This window comes from Staphylococcus sp. FSL K6-3157 (assembly GCF_038005145.1).
In the GTDB taxonomy this organism is placed as follows: Bacteria; Bacillota; Bacilli; order Staphylococcales; family Staphylococcaceae; genus Staphylococcus; species Staphylococcus equorum.
In genome coordinates, this window is sequence record NZ_JBBOSM010000001.1 from 799,587 (window position 1) to 814,617 (window position 15,031).

15 protein-coding genes are annotated in these 15,031 nt (G+C 32.0%); 9 read left to right on the forward strand and 6 right to left on the reverse strand.

Annotated features, from left to right (window positions below; genetic code table 11):
• The first annotated feature begins 3 nt into the window (after positions 1–3).
• The 5 genes from MHB47_RS03580 (at position 4) to MHB47_RS03600 (ending at position 3,132) form a co-directional block, all read left to right on the forward strand.
• Positions 4–456 (forward strand): molybdenum cofactor biosynthesis protein MoaE, encoded by a 453-nt coding sequence (locus tag MHB47_RS03580; RefSeq protein WP_002506945.1) that lies wholly within the window; start codon positions 4–6, stop codon positions 454–456.
• Complete coding sequence (gene moaD / locus MHB47_RS03585) at positions 453–686, forward strand: molybdopterin converting factor subunit 1 (RefSeq protein WP_046465836.1); 234 nt, start codon at positions 453–455, stop codon at positions 684–686. The genes MHB47_RS03580 and moaD overlap by 4 nt, the downstream gene beginning before the upstream one ends.
• A 7-nt stretch (positions 687–693) precedes the next feature.
• A complete protein-coding gene (mobA, locus tag MHB47_RS03590; RefSeq protein ID WP_340755202.1) occupies positions 694–1,302 on the forward strand; it encodes a molybdenum cofactor guanylyltransferase MobA in 609 nt (202 codons plus the stop codon).
• 14 nt (positions 1,303–1,316) lie between these two features.
• Complete coding sequence (gene moaA / locus MHB47_RS03595; RefSeq protein ID WP_340755204.1) at positions 1,317–2,339, forward strand: GTP 3',8-cyclase MoaA; 1,023 nt, start codon at positions 1,317–1,319, stop codon at positions 2,337–2,339.
• 442 nt (positions 2,340–2,781) lie between these two features.
• Positions 2,782–3,132 (forward strand): SarA family transcriptional regulator, encoded by a 351-nt coding sequence (locus MHB47_RS03600; protein ID WP_002506949.1) that lies wholly within the window; start codon positions 2,782–2,784, stop codon positions 3,130–3,132.
• 80 nt (positions 3,133–3,212) lie between these two features.
• Here the strand turns inward: MHB47_RS03600 and MHB47_RS03605 are convergent, their stop codons facing one another.
• Together MHB47_RS03605 and MHB47_RS03610 are read right to left on the reverse strand one after the other, a co-directional pair.
• Positions 3,213–4,421: an MFS transporter gene (locus MHB47_RS03605; RefSeq protein ID WP_340755206.1), complete on the reverse strand. Its 1,209-nt coding sequence runs from the start codon at positions 4,419–4,421 to the stop codon at positions 3,213–3,215.
• 1 nt (position 4,422) lies between these two features.
• Entirely contained in the window at positions 4,423–4,857 is a 435-nt protein-coding gene (locus MHB47_RS03610; RefSeq protein ID WP_340755207.1) for a MarR family winged helix-turn-helix transcriptional regulator, read from the reverse strand.
• 220 nt (positions 4,858–5,077) lie between these two features.
• Between MHB47_RS03610 and MHB47_RS03615 the strand changes: the two genes are divergently transcribed.
• The 3 genes from MHB47_RS03615 to MHB47_RS03625 all read left to right on the forward strand — a co-directional run bounded on the left by MHB47_RS03615 (position 5,078) and on the right by MHB47_RS03625 (position 10,843).
• Positions 5,078–5,839 (forward strand): VOC family protein, encoded by a 762-nt coding sequence (locus tag MHB47_RS03615; protein WP_340755209.1) that lies wholly within the window; start codon positions 5,078–5,080, stop codon positions 5,837–5,839.
• 367 nt (positions 5,840–6,206) lie between these two features.
• Positions 6,207–7,457, forward strand: a complete 1,251-nt coding sequence (locus tag MHB47_RS03620; protein WP_340755211.1) for a lipid II:glycine glycyltransferase FemX — start codon at positions 6,207–6,209, stop codon at positions 7,455–7,457.
• Between the two features lie 191 nt (positions 7,458–7,648).
• A complete protein-coding gene (locus tag MHB47_RS03625; RefSeq protein WP_340755213.1) occupies positions 7,649–10,843 on the forward strand; it encodes an efflux RND transporter permease subunit in 3,195 nt (1,064 codons plus the stop codon).
• A gap of 220 nt (positions 10,844–11,063) precedes the next feature.
• Here MHB47_RS03625 and mspA read toward each other — a convergent pair whose 3' ends face one another.
• A complete protein-coding gene (mspA, locus tag MHB47_RS03630) occupies positions 11,064–11,381 on the reverse strand; it encodes a membrane stabilizing protein MspA (RefSeq protein WP_192978636.1) in 318 nt (105 codons plus the stop codon).
• Positions 11,382–11,445: 64 nt separating this feature from the next.
• Positions 11,446–11,622 (reverse strand): SE1832 family protein, encoded by a 177-nt coding sequence (locus MHB47_RS03635; protein ID WP_002511448.1) that lies wholly within the window; start codon positions 11,620–11,622, stop codon positions 11,446–11,448.
• 149 nt (positions 11,623–11,771) lie between these two features.
• Between MHB47_RS03635 and MHB47_RS03640 the strand changes: the two genes are divergently transcribed.
• Positions 11,772–12,680, forward strand: a complete 909-nt coding sequence (locus tag MHB47_RS03640) for an AEC family transporter (protein WP_002506957.1) — start codon at positions 11,772–11,774, stop codon at positions 12,678–12,680.
• A gap of 303 nt (positions 12,681–12,983) precedes the next feature.
• Here the strand turns inward: MHB47_RS03640 and MHB47_RS03645 are convergent, their stop codons facing one another.
• Positions 12,984–13,775: a glucose 1-dehydrogenase gene (locus tag MHB47_RS03645; RefSeq protein ID WP_002506958.1), complete on the reverse strand. Its 792-nt coding sequence runs from the start codon at positions 13,773–13,775 to the stop codon at positions 12,984–12,986.
• Positions 13,776–13,945: 170 nt separating this feature from the next.
• Positions 13,946–14,803, reverse strand: a complete 858-nt coding sequence (locus MHB47_RS03650) for a RhaT/GlcU family sugar-proton symporter (RefSeq protein ID WP_002506959.1) — start codon at positions 14,801–14,803, stop codon at positions 13,946–13,948.
• Between the last annotated feature and the right edge of the window lie 228 nt (positions 14,804–15,031).

The following is a 15,031-nucleotide window of genomic DNA, read 5'->3' on the forward strand; positions in this document are numbered from 1 at the left end:
TAAATGAAGCAATTTGAAGTGACAAGCGAGCCGATACAGACAGAGCAATATAGATCTTATGTACTGAATGAACATCAAGGTGCAGTTGTTGTTTTTACAGGTCATGTAAGAGAATGGACAAAAGGAATTAAAACAGAGTATTTAGAGTATGAAGCCTATATTCCTATGGCAGAAAAAAAGTTAGCTCAAATAGGTGATGAAATTTCAGAACAATGGCCTGGTACACAAACAACAATCGTTCATAGAATTGGCCCGTTAGCTATTTCAGATATTGCAGTACTTATTAGTGTATCTTCGCCACATCGAAAAGATGCATACAGAGCAAATGAATATGCAATTGAGCGTATCAAAGAAATCGTACCTATTTGGAAAAAGGAAATATGGGAAGATGGTGCACAATGGCAAGGACATCAACATGGAAGCTATGAGGATGCGATTGAAGGAGGCCAATCTTGAGAGTACTTTATTTTGCAGAGATAAAAGAAATATTAGCAAAACAATCAGAAGACATCGATTTAAGTTATGATATTACTGTAGATGAATTTATTACAGATTTATTTAAACGTTATCCTAGTATTAGCGATAAAAAATTTCAAATAGCAGTAAATGAAGAATTTGTGAAAAATGATGACATTGTCCAACCTAATGACACTGTCGCATTGATTCCACCAGTTAGCGGAGGGTAAAGAAGAGATGAAAGCAATTATACTTGCCGGAGGACAGTCAGAGAGATTCGGTGAACCTAAGGCTTTTGCACAAATTGAATCGCAAACATTTTATGAGCGAATTATAGATGTGTTAGAAGCAACGAACATGTTTAATCAAATTATTATAAGTACCAATGAAAATCTTGCGACACAATTTGATTACCCAAATATAATTATAGATGAACACCAGAATAAAGATAAAGGGCCTTTGGCAGGTATTAGATCAGTCATGAGCCAACACCTAGAGGAAGAACTTTTCTTTGTTATTTCCGTTGACTCACCTATGATTACTCAAAAAGCGATAAGTAAATTATATCAATTTATGGTGGAACACCTTATTGAAGACCAGTTAGATATTGCAGGTTTTCAAGAAGCGGGTAGACCGATACCTACACTTGCCTTTTACAGTCCACATACTTTAACTTACATTGATAAGGCACTGAATTCAGATGATTATAGTTTAAAGAATGTTTATACTAAAGTTGCAAGCGATTGGTTAGATGTTAATACAATTGACTCACCTGATTATTGGTATAAAAATATTAATTTCCAGCATGATTTGGACGCTTTACAACATGAAATTATAAATAGATAAAGGGGGCTAACGATATGGTAGAACAAATCACTGATAAACTCGGGCGGCCGATACGTGACTTAAGATTATCAGTTACAGATCGATGCAATTTCCGTTGTGATTATTGCATGCCTAAAGAAATATTTGGCGATGATTTTGTTTTCTTACCTAAAGACGAGCTTCTTACATTTGATGAAATGGTACGTATTTCGAAAGTATACACACGATTAGGTGTGAAAAAAATACGTATTACAGGCGGTGAACCATTACTCAGACGTGATTTATATAAATTGATTTATGAATTGAATCAGATTGATGGCGTAGAAGATATTGGTCTAACGACAAATGGCTTATTGTTAAAAAAACATGGTCAAAAATTATATGATGCAGGTTTAAGACGTATTAATGTAAGTTTAGATGCAATTGAAGACAAAGTGTTTCAAGCGATTAATAATAGAAATATAAAAGCTTCTACAATATTGCAACAGATTGATTATGCAATTTCCATAGGATTCCATGTGAAAGTAAATGTGGTTATACAAAAAGGTGTAAATGATAACCAAATTCTACCTATGATTCAGTATTTCAAAGAGAAAGATATTGAGATTAGATTTATAGAATTTATGGATGTTGGAAATGATAATGGATGGGATTTTAGTAAAGTGGTAACAAAAGATGAAATGTTAAATATGATAGAAAATGAGTTTGATATTGAATCTGTTGAGCCAAAATATTTTGGCGAAGTCGCTAAATATTATCGTCATAAAGATAATGGTGCGCAGTTTGGTCTTATCACTAGTGTATCTCAATCTTTCTGCTCTACTTGTACACGCGGTCGATTGTCATCAGACGGTAAGTTCTATAGTTGTCTATTTAGTACAGTAGATGGCTTTAATGTGAAATCATTTATGCGTGCTGGAGCAACTGATGACGAGCTATTTGAACAATTTAAAGTACTATGGAACGTTAGAGATGATAGATATTCAGATGAACGTACGGAACAAACCGTAGCAAATAGAAAGCGCAAAAAAATTAATATGAATTATATTGGTGGTTAGTATCACTAGATAGTTGTCAATCTATCTATTAGACTTGTTATAGTTTTGACGCTGACATAATAACTAAAATCATAAAACGCTGGAGCAGCTTAAATAAATATGCTCTCAGCGTTTTTTGTGTTAAATCACAAGATAAAAAAATCATTCTATTTATTTAACAAAATAAAGGTTAATAATAGACATTTTCAAATTTTAAAATAAAGATTTTTTAAGATATTCTATTAATAAAAAATGTTTATATTTACTTTAGGGATTTAATTAAAACAAAAAAATGCTTGGTATGTATAAGAAGCTATATAAATGAAAGACAATAGTAAAAAATATTTATCTATTACTTTTAAAATAATAGATTTAATGAAGAAAATGTTATATAATATTTTCGAAGCTTATTCATTATAAAGCCATTAAAACAACAAGAAAAAACGATGAGGAGGCCATTATTATGGAAAGTAAAGTATCTTATTTTATAACTTCTGAAAGAGCATTAAGTCAATTAAAACATTGGTTGAAGACCGTACATCATTTATCAATTGAAGAATTTGTTGTGTTGTATAAAGTGTATGAAGCTAAAAAAATCAGCGGAAAGGAATTGAGAGATACACTTCATTTCGAAATGTTATGGGACACGAGCAAGATTGACGTGATTATACGAAAAATTTATAAAAAAGAACTCATGTCTAAAGTTCGCTCTGAGACAGATGAAAGACAAGTTTATTATTATTTCAATGATATTCAAACTAAGATTTTTGATGATATTATACAAGAAATAGAAACGATTAAAGTAGCACAATAATCAAGTCTACATAAAAGCATACATAAAAAAGAGAACGGGACTAAGAAATCAAAATTTGATTCCTTTCCGTTCTCTTTTTATTACAATGAGTTAAGTTGTTTAACTTTTCTGCCATGTAAGAAGAAATAAATAATAGCTGCTATAAGTACGATGACGGCCATAATAGCATATAATTGTGCATAAGATACGGAGGATGTCATAAAGCCTAAAACATATGGTCCAAACCCAACTCCTAAATCTAATCCGATAAAATAGGTTGAAGTTGCTATACCATATTTAGCAGGTGGTGATACTTTAATGGCAATAGCTTGCATACAGGATGAAATATTTCCATAACCTGCACCTAAGAACAAGCCAGCAAGAATGAGTAACCAACCATTATTTGTAATACTTAAAGTAACGAATGTAAGGATTAAGAATACAAAGGCAGGATATGCAATGACGTTCTCATTTTTTTGATCCATGAGACGACCTGCAATTGGTCGAGTGATCAATGATGCAATGGCATAAAATATAAAGAAGTAACTAGAAATCGTTACTAAATTTATCTCTTGAGCAAAGAATTGCAAAAATGTAAGTATTGAAGAATAAGTTAAACCTGAAATCAACATAATTATTGCTACAGGTATGGCTTCTTTTGCAATGTAATTATTAATGTTGAATTTTTTACTTGTTGTTTTTTGAGTAGTTGTATCAGTTGTATCGGGCTTAAATTGTAGATTTACAAAGAAAGAAATTAATAAGCTTACTACACCACAAACAAGACAAATTAAGAATAACATTTTAATTGGAAAAGTATTAATTAATAGTAAACCAAGGAAAGGGCCAATAGCTGCACCAATAACAAGGCTTAAAGAAAATAAACTAATGCCTTCACTTTTTCTATCATTAGGCGTGACATAAGCAGCGATGGTGCCTGTTGCCGTTGTAGTAATTCCTGTAGCAATACCGTTGATTAGTCTAGTAAACATGAGTAATGTTATAGAACCTTCTATAAAATATAACAATTGGGTAACGAGTAAAAATACTAATCCAATTAACAATATACGTTTTGGTCCGACTTTATTTACATATTTACCAGTTACAAAACGGCCAATTAAGGAACCTATGATAAAGAGTCCTGTTACTAAGCCAGCGGTGCTATCTGAAACATTATATTCAGATTTAGCATAACTGGCGATTATTACTATAAGTAAGTACATACATAAGTATATTAAAAAATTGGTTATAAAGTTTATATTAAAACTTTTTGTCCATATGGGTGATTTTGTTGGTATTGCTTGATTCATATTACCCTTCCTCCATTTTTGTTATAGCTTCATGTATTGATTGAATAGTCTTAACTGCCTGTTTAAAATCGCCTTCAGATAATCCTGTGTCTTCAATAAGCTGACCTTGTACCTTATCAACTCGAGTACTAATGTTGTTATATAATAGCTGACCTTCTTTTGAGAGTGCCAATAATTTCTCCCTTTTATCAATTCCAGGCTCAATTGAAAGCAATGATTTTTCAGAAAGTACTTTTAAAATCTTACGTGTCGTTGGTTTCTCGATGGCACGGCGCTTTGATATTTGTACCAAAGTAGTAGGCGCATTGTATGCTATATCTTTAAATACCAACCATTGAGCAGGATATAGATCAAACTCTTCAAATATAGGTTGAAACAATTTTGTGTATGGTCTATAAATTGCAATAAGGTTATTAAATATAATATTTTTTTCCATAATGACCTCCTAATATAGTTAGCTTTGCTAACTTAATTTACAGCATACTTATTCTATTCTTTTTTAATAAAAAAATCAATAGTAGGCGATGTAAAATCATTAAAAATTCAAGAAAAAGTTTATGGAGATAAGAAATTTATTACGTAGTGTTAGTTAAGACAAGTAAAGTGGTATACAATTTGTTAAGATATAGTTAAAGCTAAAATAAGGGAGATACCTAATGCAGTATTTAAAATTAGATCATATGATTCATTATATTCATCAATTAGATAACTTTAAATATCCGGGGCATTTGTTTAAATTACATCAAGGTGGCCACCATGAAAGGTTGGGAACTTATAACAGATTAACCTATTTGAATAATGCATATATAGAGTTGTTAGACGTGTATAAACCCGACGTATTATTAAAAATGATAAAAACAGATGAAGGACGTGTATCGTTTCCTTCTAAAATAGTACAAGATAATTATAGTCAAGGTATAAAAACACTGGCATTTCGTACGCAAGATATTCATCAATTGAAAAAAGATTTGGAAACGAGAAATATAGAGGTCATTGGTCCCATAGATATGCATAGGGAAAATGTGAAAGGTGATAAAACATCTTGGAAATTGCTTTATATTGCAGATCCAGACTATAGAGTAAAACCACCATTTTTTATACAGTGGAGTGAAGCTGAAGAAGTGAGAAATGCAAAATTAGAACCGTTGCAACAAAAAGAATTTACGATTAAAACAATTAATATATACAGCACAGAACGAGAGCATACTGTAAAAAAATGGGAATATTGGTTTGATATGGAAAAAATAAGTGAAACTAAAACATATACTGCATTAAAATTAAAAAATGATGATGTCGTTTACCACATTTATGATGGTGAACATTCAGGGTATAAATCTGTCACATTAAGAGACGATAAAACTTCATCATCGTATACTTTAATTATTCGAGGAGCAAGCTATCAGTTCGAGGCAGATTAATAAATATAAAGGTATGCGCTATGTGCAATAATGAAAATGTGTATCAATGAAATAATAAGTGTTAAAATAGTTAAATACGTGGCGACTTTATGTGTACGTAATAATAATAAGTAAACACATATAACAAAAGACAACGCTGCTAAAATTACTCTTAAGCTCAAGTATGATATTGACAGTGGTTCGATAAAAGCTTGAACTACAAAGATTAAATTAATAATCAGTAATAATCCAATAATAAAAATACGCATGAAAACACCTCGTTTTTTCTTTTAATATAGTATAACAAATGAATTGTTTATATGTGAAATTATGAGCGAAGCAATGTATAATATCAAAGTATTGAATTGATAAAGGAGACATCAGTTGTATGGAAAAGATGAATATCACAAATCAAGCACATGATGCATTTGTTAAGTCGCATCCACAGGGTGATTTATTACAATTAACAAAATGGGCAGAAACAAAAACACTAACTGGATGGTATTCAAAACGTATTGCAGTTGGAGAAGAGGGCGAAGTAAAAGGCGTTGCTCAACTATTATTTAAAAAGGTACCTAAGTTACCTTATACGTTATGCTATATTTCTAGAGGTTTTGTTACAGATTACAGTAATAAACTCGCATTAGAAACGCTTTTAGAGTACGCAATGCAAATTGCAAAAGAAGAAAAAGCATACGCTATTAAAATTGATCCAGATGTTGAAGTAGACAAAGGTGCTGACGCATTAACAAACCTAAGATCACTAGGATTTAAACACAAAGGTTTCAAAGAAGGCTTATCTAAAGATTATATACAACCAAGAATGACAATGATAACACCAATTGAAAAGTCGGACGAAGAACTTATACAAAGTTTTGAAAGACGTAATCGTTCAAAAGTCAGATTAGCTTTAAAACGTGGTACGACTGTTGAGCGTTCTAATAGAGAAGGCTTAAAAACATTTGCTAACTTAATGCAAATTACAGGTGAACGTGATGGCTTTTTAACACGTGATATTAGTTATTTCCAAAATATATACGATGCTATGAATCCAGAAGGCGATGCAGAATTATTCTTAGTTAAATTAGAGCCTAAACCAGTACTCAAAGATTTAAGAGAAGACTTATCACAGCTTGAGCAAGAAAAAGTTAAATTAGCTGAAAAAAAACAAGATAAAAAAACACTAAATAAAATCAACGATGTAAATAATAAAATCGTTAAAACCCAAGAATTAATTGAGGATATGGAAAAATTAGAACTATCGCACCCTGAAGGTATTTATTTGTCAGGCGCGTTGTTAATGTTCGCAGGTAACAAATCATATTATCTATATGGTGCCTCTTCAAATGAATATCGTGATTTTCTACCAAACCATCATATGCAGTTTGCTATGATGCAATATGCTAGGGAACACGGCGCAACAACTTATGATTTTGGTGGTACTGATAATGATCCCGATAAAGACTCCGATCACTATGGCTTATGGACATTCAAAAAAGTTTGGGGCACATATTTAAGTGAAAAAATAGGTGAGTTTGATTATGTATTAAACAAACCACTGTATCAATTAATTGAAAATGTAAAACCGAAGCTTACTAAAGCAAAAATTAGAATATCTCGTAAACTTAGAAGTAAGTAAAATGTAATAAAATAGTTGAACATAAAAATGCACAGTATAAAGTTTTGATTTAAATTTTATAAAACTTTATACTGTGCATTTTTTATATACTAAATAAATTTATAAAATTATTAATATATATGATATTGTAAGTTAGAGACTTATGGTAAATTAGATATAACGAAATGAAAGTACGAGAGGAGATTAAGCGCATGATAAAAAAATTATTACAGTTTTCATTAGGAAATAAATTTGCAATCTTCTTAATGGTCTTGTTAGTTATATTAGCTGGCATATACTCGAGTTCTAAAATGAAACTCGAACTATTACCAGATGCCGAACCACCTATAATTACAATACAAACAGCATTACCGGGTGCAACCCCAGAAACAGTAAAGGAAGACATTAGCGATAAAATAGATAGTCAAGTTAGGTCTATGTCTGATGTTAAAAGCGTAAGCGCTCAATCTATACAAAATGCTTCAATGGTATCTGTAGAATATGAAGAAACTGCAGATATGGATAAAGCGGAAAATGATTTGCAGAAAGAAATCGATAAGATTAAATTTGATGAAGAGGTTGAGGAACCGGAACTGACAAGAAGTTCAATGGATGCATTTCCTATCGTAGCTTATTCATTTAGTAATAAGGAAGATAACCTCAAAGATACGACAAATAAAATTAACAACGAACTGATCCCACGTTTAGAAACAATTGAAGGCATACAAACTGCACAACTTAACGGTCAAACGTCACGAGAAGTATCTGTGAAGTTTGATCAAGATAAATTACAAGAAAGTGGTTTAAGTGCAGAAAGTGTTCAACAATTTTTAAAGAGTGCTACAAGTGAAACGCCACTCGGATTATTCCAATTTGATAAGACAGAAAAATCTGTTGTTATCGATGGTCAATTCACATCGGTAGATGCATTGAAAGATTTAGAAATACCACTAACTGCAGGTGCTGGCTCTAGCACTCAAGGACAAAGTGCAAGTGATTCAAATCAACAAGGCGCAGCACAAAGTCAAGATGGTTCGGGAGCTTCTTCGCAAGGTTCAGCAATGCAAGGTGCTGGAGCAAGTAGTAGCTCAGGTGGAGCAAGCGTACCATCAGTAAAATTAGATGATATTGCTGATGTCTCTGTAGGCGATGTACGTGAGTCTATTTCCAAAACAAATGGTAAAGATGCGGTGAATGTACAGGTTACTAAATCACAAGATGCTAACACTGTAAAAGTAGCCGAAGATACTAAAAATGAAATTGATAAATTTGTTAAAGAAAATCCTGATGTCAATTCAACTAAAGTCATGGATACAGCGAAACCTATACAAGATTCTCTTTACACTATGATTGAAAAAGCAGCTTTAGGTACAATGGTTGCGATTATCGTAATCTTGTTATTCTTAAGAAATATAAGAACGACTGCAATTTCAATTGTATCCATACCAATGTCTATCTTAATAGCGATGGTGGCATTGAAATTATCAGATGTCTCATTAAACATTCTTACTTTAGGTGCATTAACCGTTGCTATAGGACGTGTGATTGATGACTCTATCGTAGTAGTAGAAAATATATACCGACGATTATCAGATAAGGAAGAGCAATTAAGCGGAGATAAATTAGTTATAAGTGCTACAAGTGAAGTGTTCAAACCAATTTTATCATCTACTATAGTGACAATTATTGTATTCTTGCCACTAGTCTTTGTAACAGGTTCAGTAGGGCAAATGTTTAGACCATTTGCACTTGCAATTGCTTTTAGTTTATTAGCGTCACTTCTTGTTTCTGTAACAATTGTTCCAGCATTAAGTGCAACGTTCTTTAAAAAAGGAATCAAACAACATAAAGAAAATAAACTAGGTTTGATAGGTAGTAATTACAAAAAAGTATTAAATTGGTCATTAAACCATAAATGGATTGTTATTATTATTAGTACAATCATTTTGATAGCAAGTATTGGGCTAGGTGCTGCTAAACTTGGAACAAGTTTCATTTCCACAGGTGAAGATAAGTATATGACACTTACATATACACCAGAACCTGGTGAAACTGAAGAAGGCGTTTTGAATCATGCGGAAGAAGTACAGAAATATTTAAATAAAAAAGATAAAGTAAATACTGTTCAATATTCAGTTGGTGGTGCGACGCCAACTGACCCTACTGGAAGTTCAAACAGCATGGCGATAATGGTGGAATATGATTCTAACACACCAAATTTTGATGAAGAACCAGATAAAGTACTCAGTCATATTGAAAAATATAAACACCCTGGTGATTGGGGTAATCAAGATATGGGTACTGGCACAGACAACAAAGCATTAGAAATTGCAGTTACAGGTCCATCTTTAGATTCAATAGAAGGAACCGTAAAAAAAGTTGAAGACGAAATGAAAGATATTAAAGGATTATCTAATGTTAAGTCAGATTTATCACAAACTTATGAGCAATATAATATCAAAGTCGATCAAAATAAAGCTGCAAGCTATGGTTTGTCAGCTTCGCAATTAGCAATGACATTAAATCAAAATACACCTGAACAAACGGTTACGACTGTTAAAGAAAAAGGTAAATCCATAGATGTAAAAGTTAAAGAAGACAAAGATAAAAACTGGACAGAAGAAAAATTAGAAAGCACAGAAGTACAAACACCAACTGGTCAATCTATTGAGTTAAGCGAGATTGCCGATTTAGAAAAATCATCCACACCTAATAAAATAGAAACAGAAGCGGGTGATTACACTGCAACAGTTTCTACAAAAGTAACAAACGATGATGTCGGTGGTATGGCTCAAAAAGTAATATCTAAAGTGAACGATATAGATAAACCAAATAACGTAGAAACTAAAGTAGGAGGGGCTAATGAAGACATAAGCAAAGCTATTTCTCAATTGGTGCTAGCAATGATAGCAGCAATAATAATTGTTTATTTAGTGCTTGTTCTTACGTTTAAAGGTGCGCTTGCACCATTTACAATTCTATTCTCTCTTCCATATACTGTAATAGGTGTAGTAATCGCACTTGTCTTAACTGGCGAAACAATATCAGTACCAAGTATGATAGGCATGCTTATGCTGATTGGTATCGTAGTCACAAACGCGATTGTGCTAGTAGATAGAGTTATTAATAAAGAAAAACAAGGTCTGGAAATGAAAGACGCATTATTAGAAGCTGGTGGTACGCGTATTAGACCAATTCTTATGACAGCTATAGCTACAATTGGTGCACTATTACCAATGTTGTTTGGTGAAGACAGCTCAATTATTATTTCAAAAGGTATGGCAGCGACAGTTATAGGTGGGTTAATTTCTTCTACATTATTAACGCTAATTGTAGTACCTGTTATTTACGAAATACTATTTAGCTTGAAAGATAAAATTATAAATAAACGTAACAAGAAAAAGTAAAAATAGGTAACTCATATTAGGATGTATTAATAAACGCCTACAGAAAAACTGCTTACACAGTATTATATGTGTAAGCAGTTTTATTTGTCATTATATAGAAAAGATACAGAATAAATCATATGTTTTCTTAGAGCTTATATTGTCAGTTAACTGAAAATAATGCACTACGCAAAAAGAGTATTGAAATAGGCAACTACTTCAATACTCAATATTTAAATAATTAATATAATACTAATACTAAAATAGCGTATACCACAAATAGTAAAATTGTAATTATATTTAAGATTTGAACGGCTTTAGGATCTTTTTTACCGTTTTTAAATGCTGTAATTTCTACATTGCCAATGATAAGTAATAGTACGATGAACACCCACCAGTTTACTGCAGGGAAGGATAATGTTGTAATTGCTACAACAAATAATAAGAGCAAGGCCATAATAATACGTAAAATGCGTGTAATGATTGTTGGCATTTTAAATACACTGATGTAGCTTACTATAAGATATAATATTGGTAAAAAGATAAGGTACAGTTGCATTGAATTACATCCTTTCTATGTATGCACTTAATCTTAGCACGTAAAAAATTGATTTACTAGGATGTTATTTACGTTCTTTTTGACTAATTTCTGAACGAACAGATGCAATTTCTTTTTCTATGTCTTCAAGTTGTCGTAATAATGGGTCAACTTGTTGATTGACGGATTCTCTTTTTTCAAGGTCACCTTGTAGTCTCACATAATCATATTTTAGTTCAGCTAATTTTTCTTTTAAATCCATTTTTACACACTCCTTTTGTATGCGGCACTAACCACACTATTTTAGTTTAAATTATAACATGAAATTGAAAGCTTCTAAAATAACCGAGTTATATGTTAAAGTATGAAAATGGAATGAAAACGAAAAGATGTAACGAAAGAAGGTTTATTGTGACCCAACAATTTATCATAATTATTTTACTTATTGCATTAGGTTATGCACTTAAAAGAATTAATTACTTTAAGGCAAACGACAGCCAAGTCTTTGCAACATTAGTTCTAAATGTCACATTGCCTTCGCTCGTGATAGTTAATTTAAACGAAGCAGATTTAGATTTATCTCTTTCTGTCTTACCTATACTGATGATTTTATATGGTGTTTTAACAAAATTAATCATGGTATGGTTCTTTATGAAATATGATAATCAAATACGAGGGACAACTGGTATGATGATGGCTTCACTCAATATAGGCTTATTTGCATATCCACTAGTAGAAGCCATATGGCCAAATACTGGTATGATTTATTTTGGTATGGTAGATATTGGTGGCGCAATTATTATGTTTGGGGTTACTTACTTTGTAGGAAGCTATTTTAGTAGTTCAGGTGATAGTTTTGACTTTAAATATTTAGCGAAAAATCTTCTTAAATCAGTACCGTTAATGACATATATCATCATGTTTATTTTAAATATGCTCAATATTCATTTTCCAGATCCAGTAATTGATTTCTTCTCTGTACTATCAGGGGCTAATATGCCATTATCGATGATCTTGATAGGGTTAATGTTGAATTTTAGTATAGATAAACGCTTTTTACCAATTGCGATGAAGTACATTTTATTACATTATGGTCTAGGTGTTATCGCTGGCTTACTCGTATATTTCTTTTTACCAGTTGATGATCAAATGGTAAAAACAACACTACAGGTTGCATGGTTATTACCCGTAGGTGTAGCCATCATACCTTATGCAATTCAATTTAAATATAAGACATTACCACTGGTAGGTATGGTCACCAATTTAACGATTGTTATTAGTATAATTATATTATACATTTACCAAGCTTTATTTGTATAAGTGAAGGGGAGGAACCTCATTTTTCCGAAAATATTTCAGCGTATGAGCCAAGTCCCACAAGGCTGACTAGAAAATGCAATGCAAAAGCTAAAGTTCATGTATAAGAACAACTTGTCTTCATAAACGAAGTAGTAGTTGTTTAAAAGCTTGATATAAGTACATTTTCAATTCAGTCATCCACTGCCAATATAATAATTGAGACTGAGACATGTATTTTGTCTCAGTCTCAATTAGGGCACGCTTGTTATTTACAAGTGTGCTTTTTGCTGTCGTTAATAATTGCTCACTAGATTAAATGTTAGTTTAACCTTTACCACCCATAAATGCAGGATAATTTGTCATACCACCATCGACATATATTGTTGTGCCATGAATATAATCCGCTAAGTCAGAAGCTAAAAATCTTGCGACGTTAGCAACTTGACTAGCTTCGCCAATGATTTTAGATGGGATCATTTCTAATGTTTCTTCACGTGTTGTTGGATCAGAGAATTTTTCTTTCGTGTGTTCAGTAACGATAGCTCCCGGTGAAATATTATTAATACGAATACCATATTGTGCATATTCCATCGACATTGTTTCCATCATTAATTTTAATCCGCCTTTACTTGCTGCGTAGTTTACATAGTTTGGCCATGGAATTTTATCATGAACACTTGATGTGTTGATAATTACACCTTTTTTATCTTCTTTTAAAAATTGGTTTATAGCTGTTTTTGAGCCTATAAATGCACCAGTCAAATTGACGTCAATTACTTTTTGCCATTCTTCTAAAGGCATTTCATGTGTAGGAATCGGTTTTTCAAATCCAGCGTTATTAATTAAGATATCGAGTGTACCAAATTGATCTACAGCAGATTGAATTAAACGTTCTACATCATCTTCTTTTGATATGTCAGCTTGTACCTTGATTGCCTTGCCGCCTGCATCTTCAATTAATTTAATAGTTTGAGATACAACTTCTAAATGGCGTTCTGAGCGATAATTTATAACGACGTTGGCTTTTTCATCACCAAACTGTTCTGCCATAGCTTTTCCAATACCGCTACCAGCACCTGTAATCACTACAACTTTACCTTCTAAGTCTTTAAACATAATGTATGACGCCTCCTTGATAGTAATAGTATAAAACAAAAAGTTTAAGACAAATATTAAATGATTAGAGATGAAAGCCACTAATCATTTAATATGCAATGAAAAATTGTCGTTGCCTTAAACTTAATGTTGTTTATCTATTTGTAATACATGATATTTGATTGTTAATGTTAACCTTTAATATTTCCGAGTACAAAGGCAGCAATGACAATGAGAACAATACCAGCCCATATGCCAGTCATTTGACGTTTGTCTTTACGCTCACCTAATAGGAAAATACCGCCAAGTGTAGATACGATGACTAATAATTGGGATAATGAAAAACTTGTTGCTACACCGACTTTGGGTTGTGAATAGAACATAAATAAATTACCTATCCCCCAAATAACACCTGGAATTAAATTCCATACAGTACTTTTTATTGATGTTTCGTGTTTAGCTGATAGAATTAAGCCACCAATCGCCATACCTATAGATTGGAAGAAAAGGGCATTCATTCCATCTACACCGAAGATTTGAGCTATAACTACATACACGACGTAACCTACAGTAGAAATTAATAAGATAGGCATTGCTTTACCAAAGTTTTTCGTGCTTTCTGATGCTTCATTTTTGCCTTTAATAGACGTCATAGCAATACCAATAACGAGTAATACCATAGCGAGTAGGCCTAGTGTAACTTGAGTACCAGTACTCCATTCACCTAAAAATACAGCACTAAATAATGTTGTACCTACTAATTGTAAACCAGTAGAGATAGGCATTGTTTTAGACACACCAATTAAACTAATTGATTTCAATTGGTAGCCTTGACCAAGCGCCCAAAAAGCACCTGAAATTAAACCGACAATAATAATAGTGGGGTCACCAAATTCAGCATTGCCAGTTAATAATAAAATAATACCAATGATTAATGCACCAAATGTAGTACCTCTAATTTGGTTATAAGGGCCACCACCAACGAGCACATTAATTAAAACAACACTTCCCCAAAATAACGCGGGTAAAAGGGCAATTAATATATCCATACTTTATCTTCACTCACTCTCTATTTAAATAATACTTTCCTTTCAAAATAACTATCTTAGATTGCCCTTGTATGATATTTTAAAGCAAAATATTAATATAGTAAAAAATATTAGATTATATACAAAATTATTTTACATCATTGTGAAATATGATGGGTAACTGTTTTGAGTATTTTTAATAAGAATAATTAAAATAAGCTTAAAATTTGGTTGGATTCCAAATTTTAA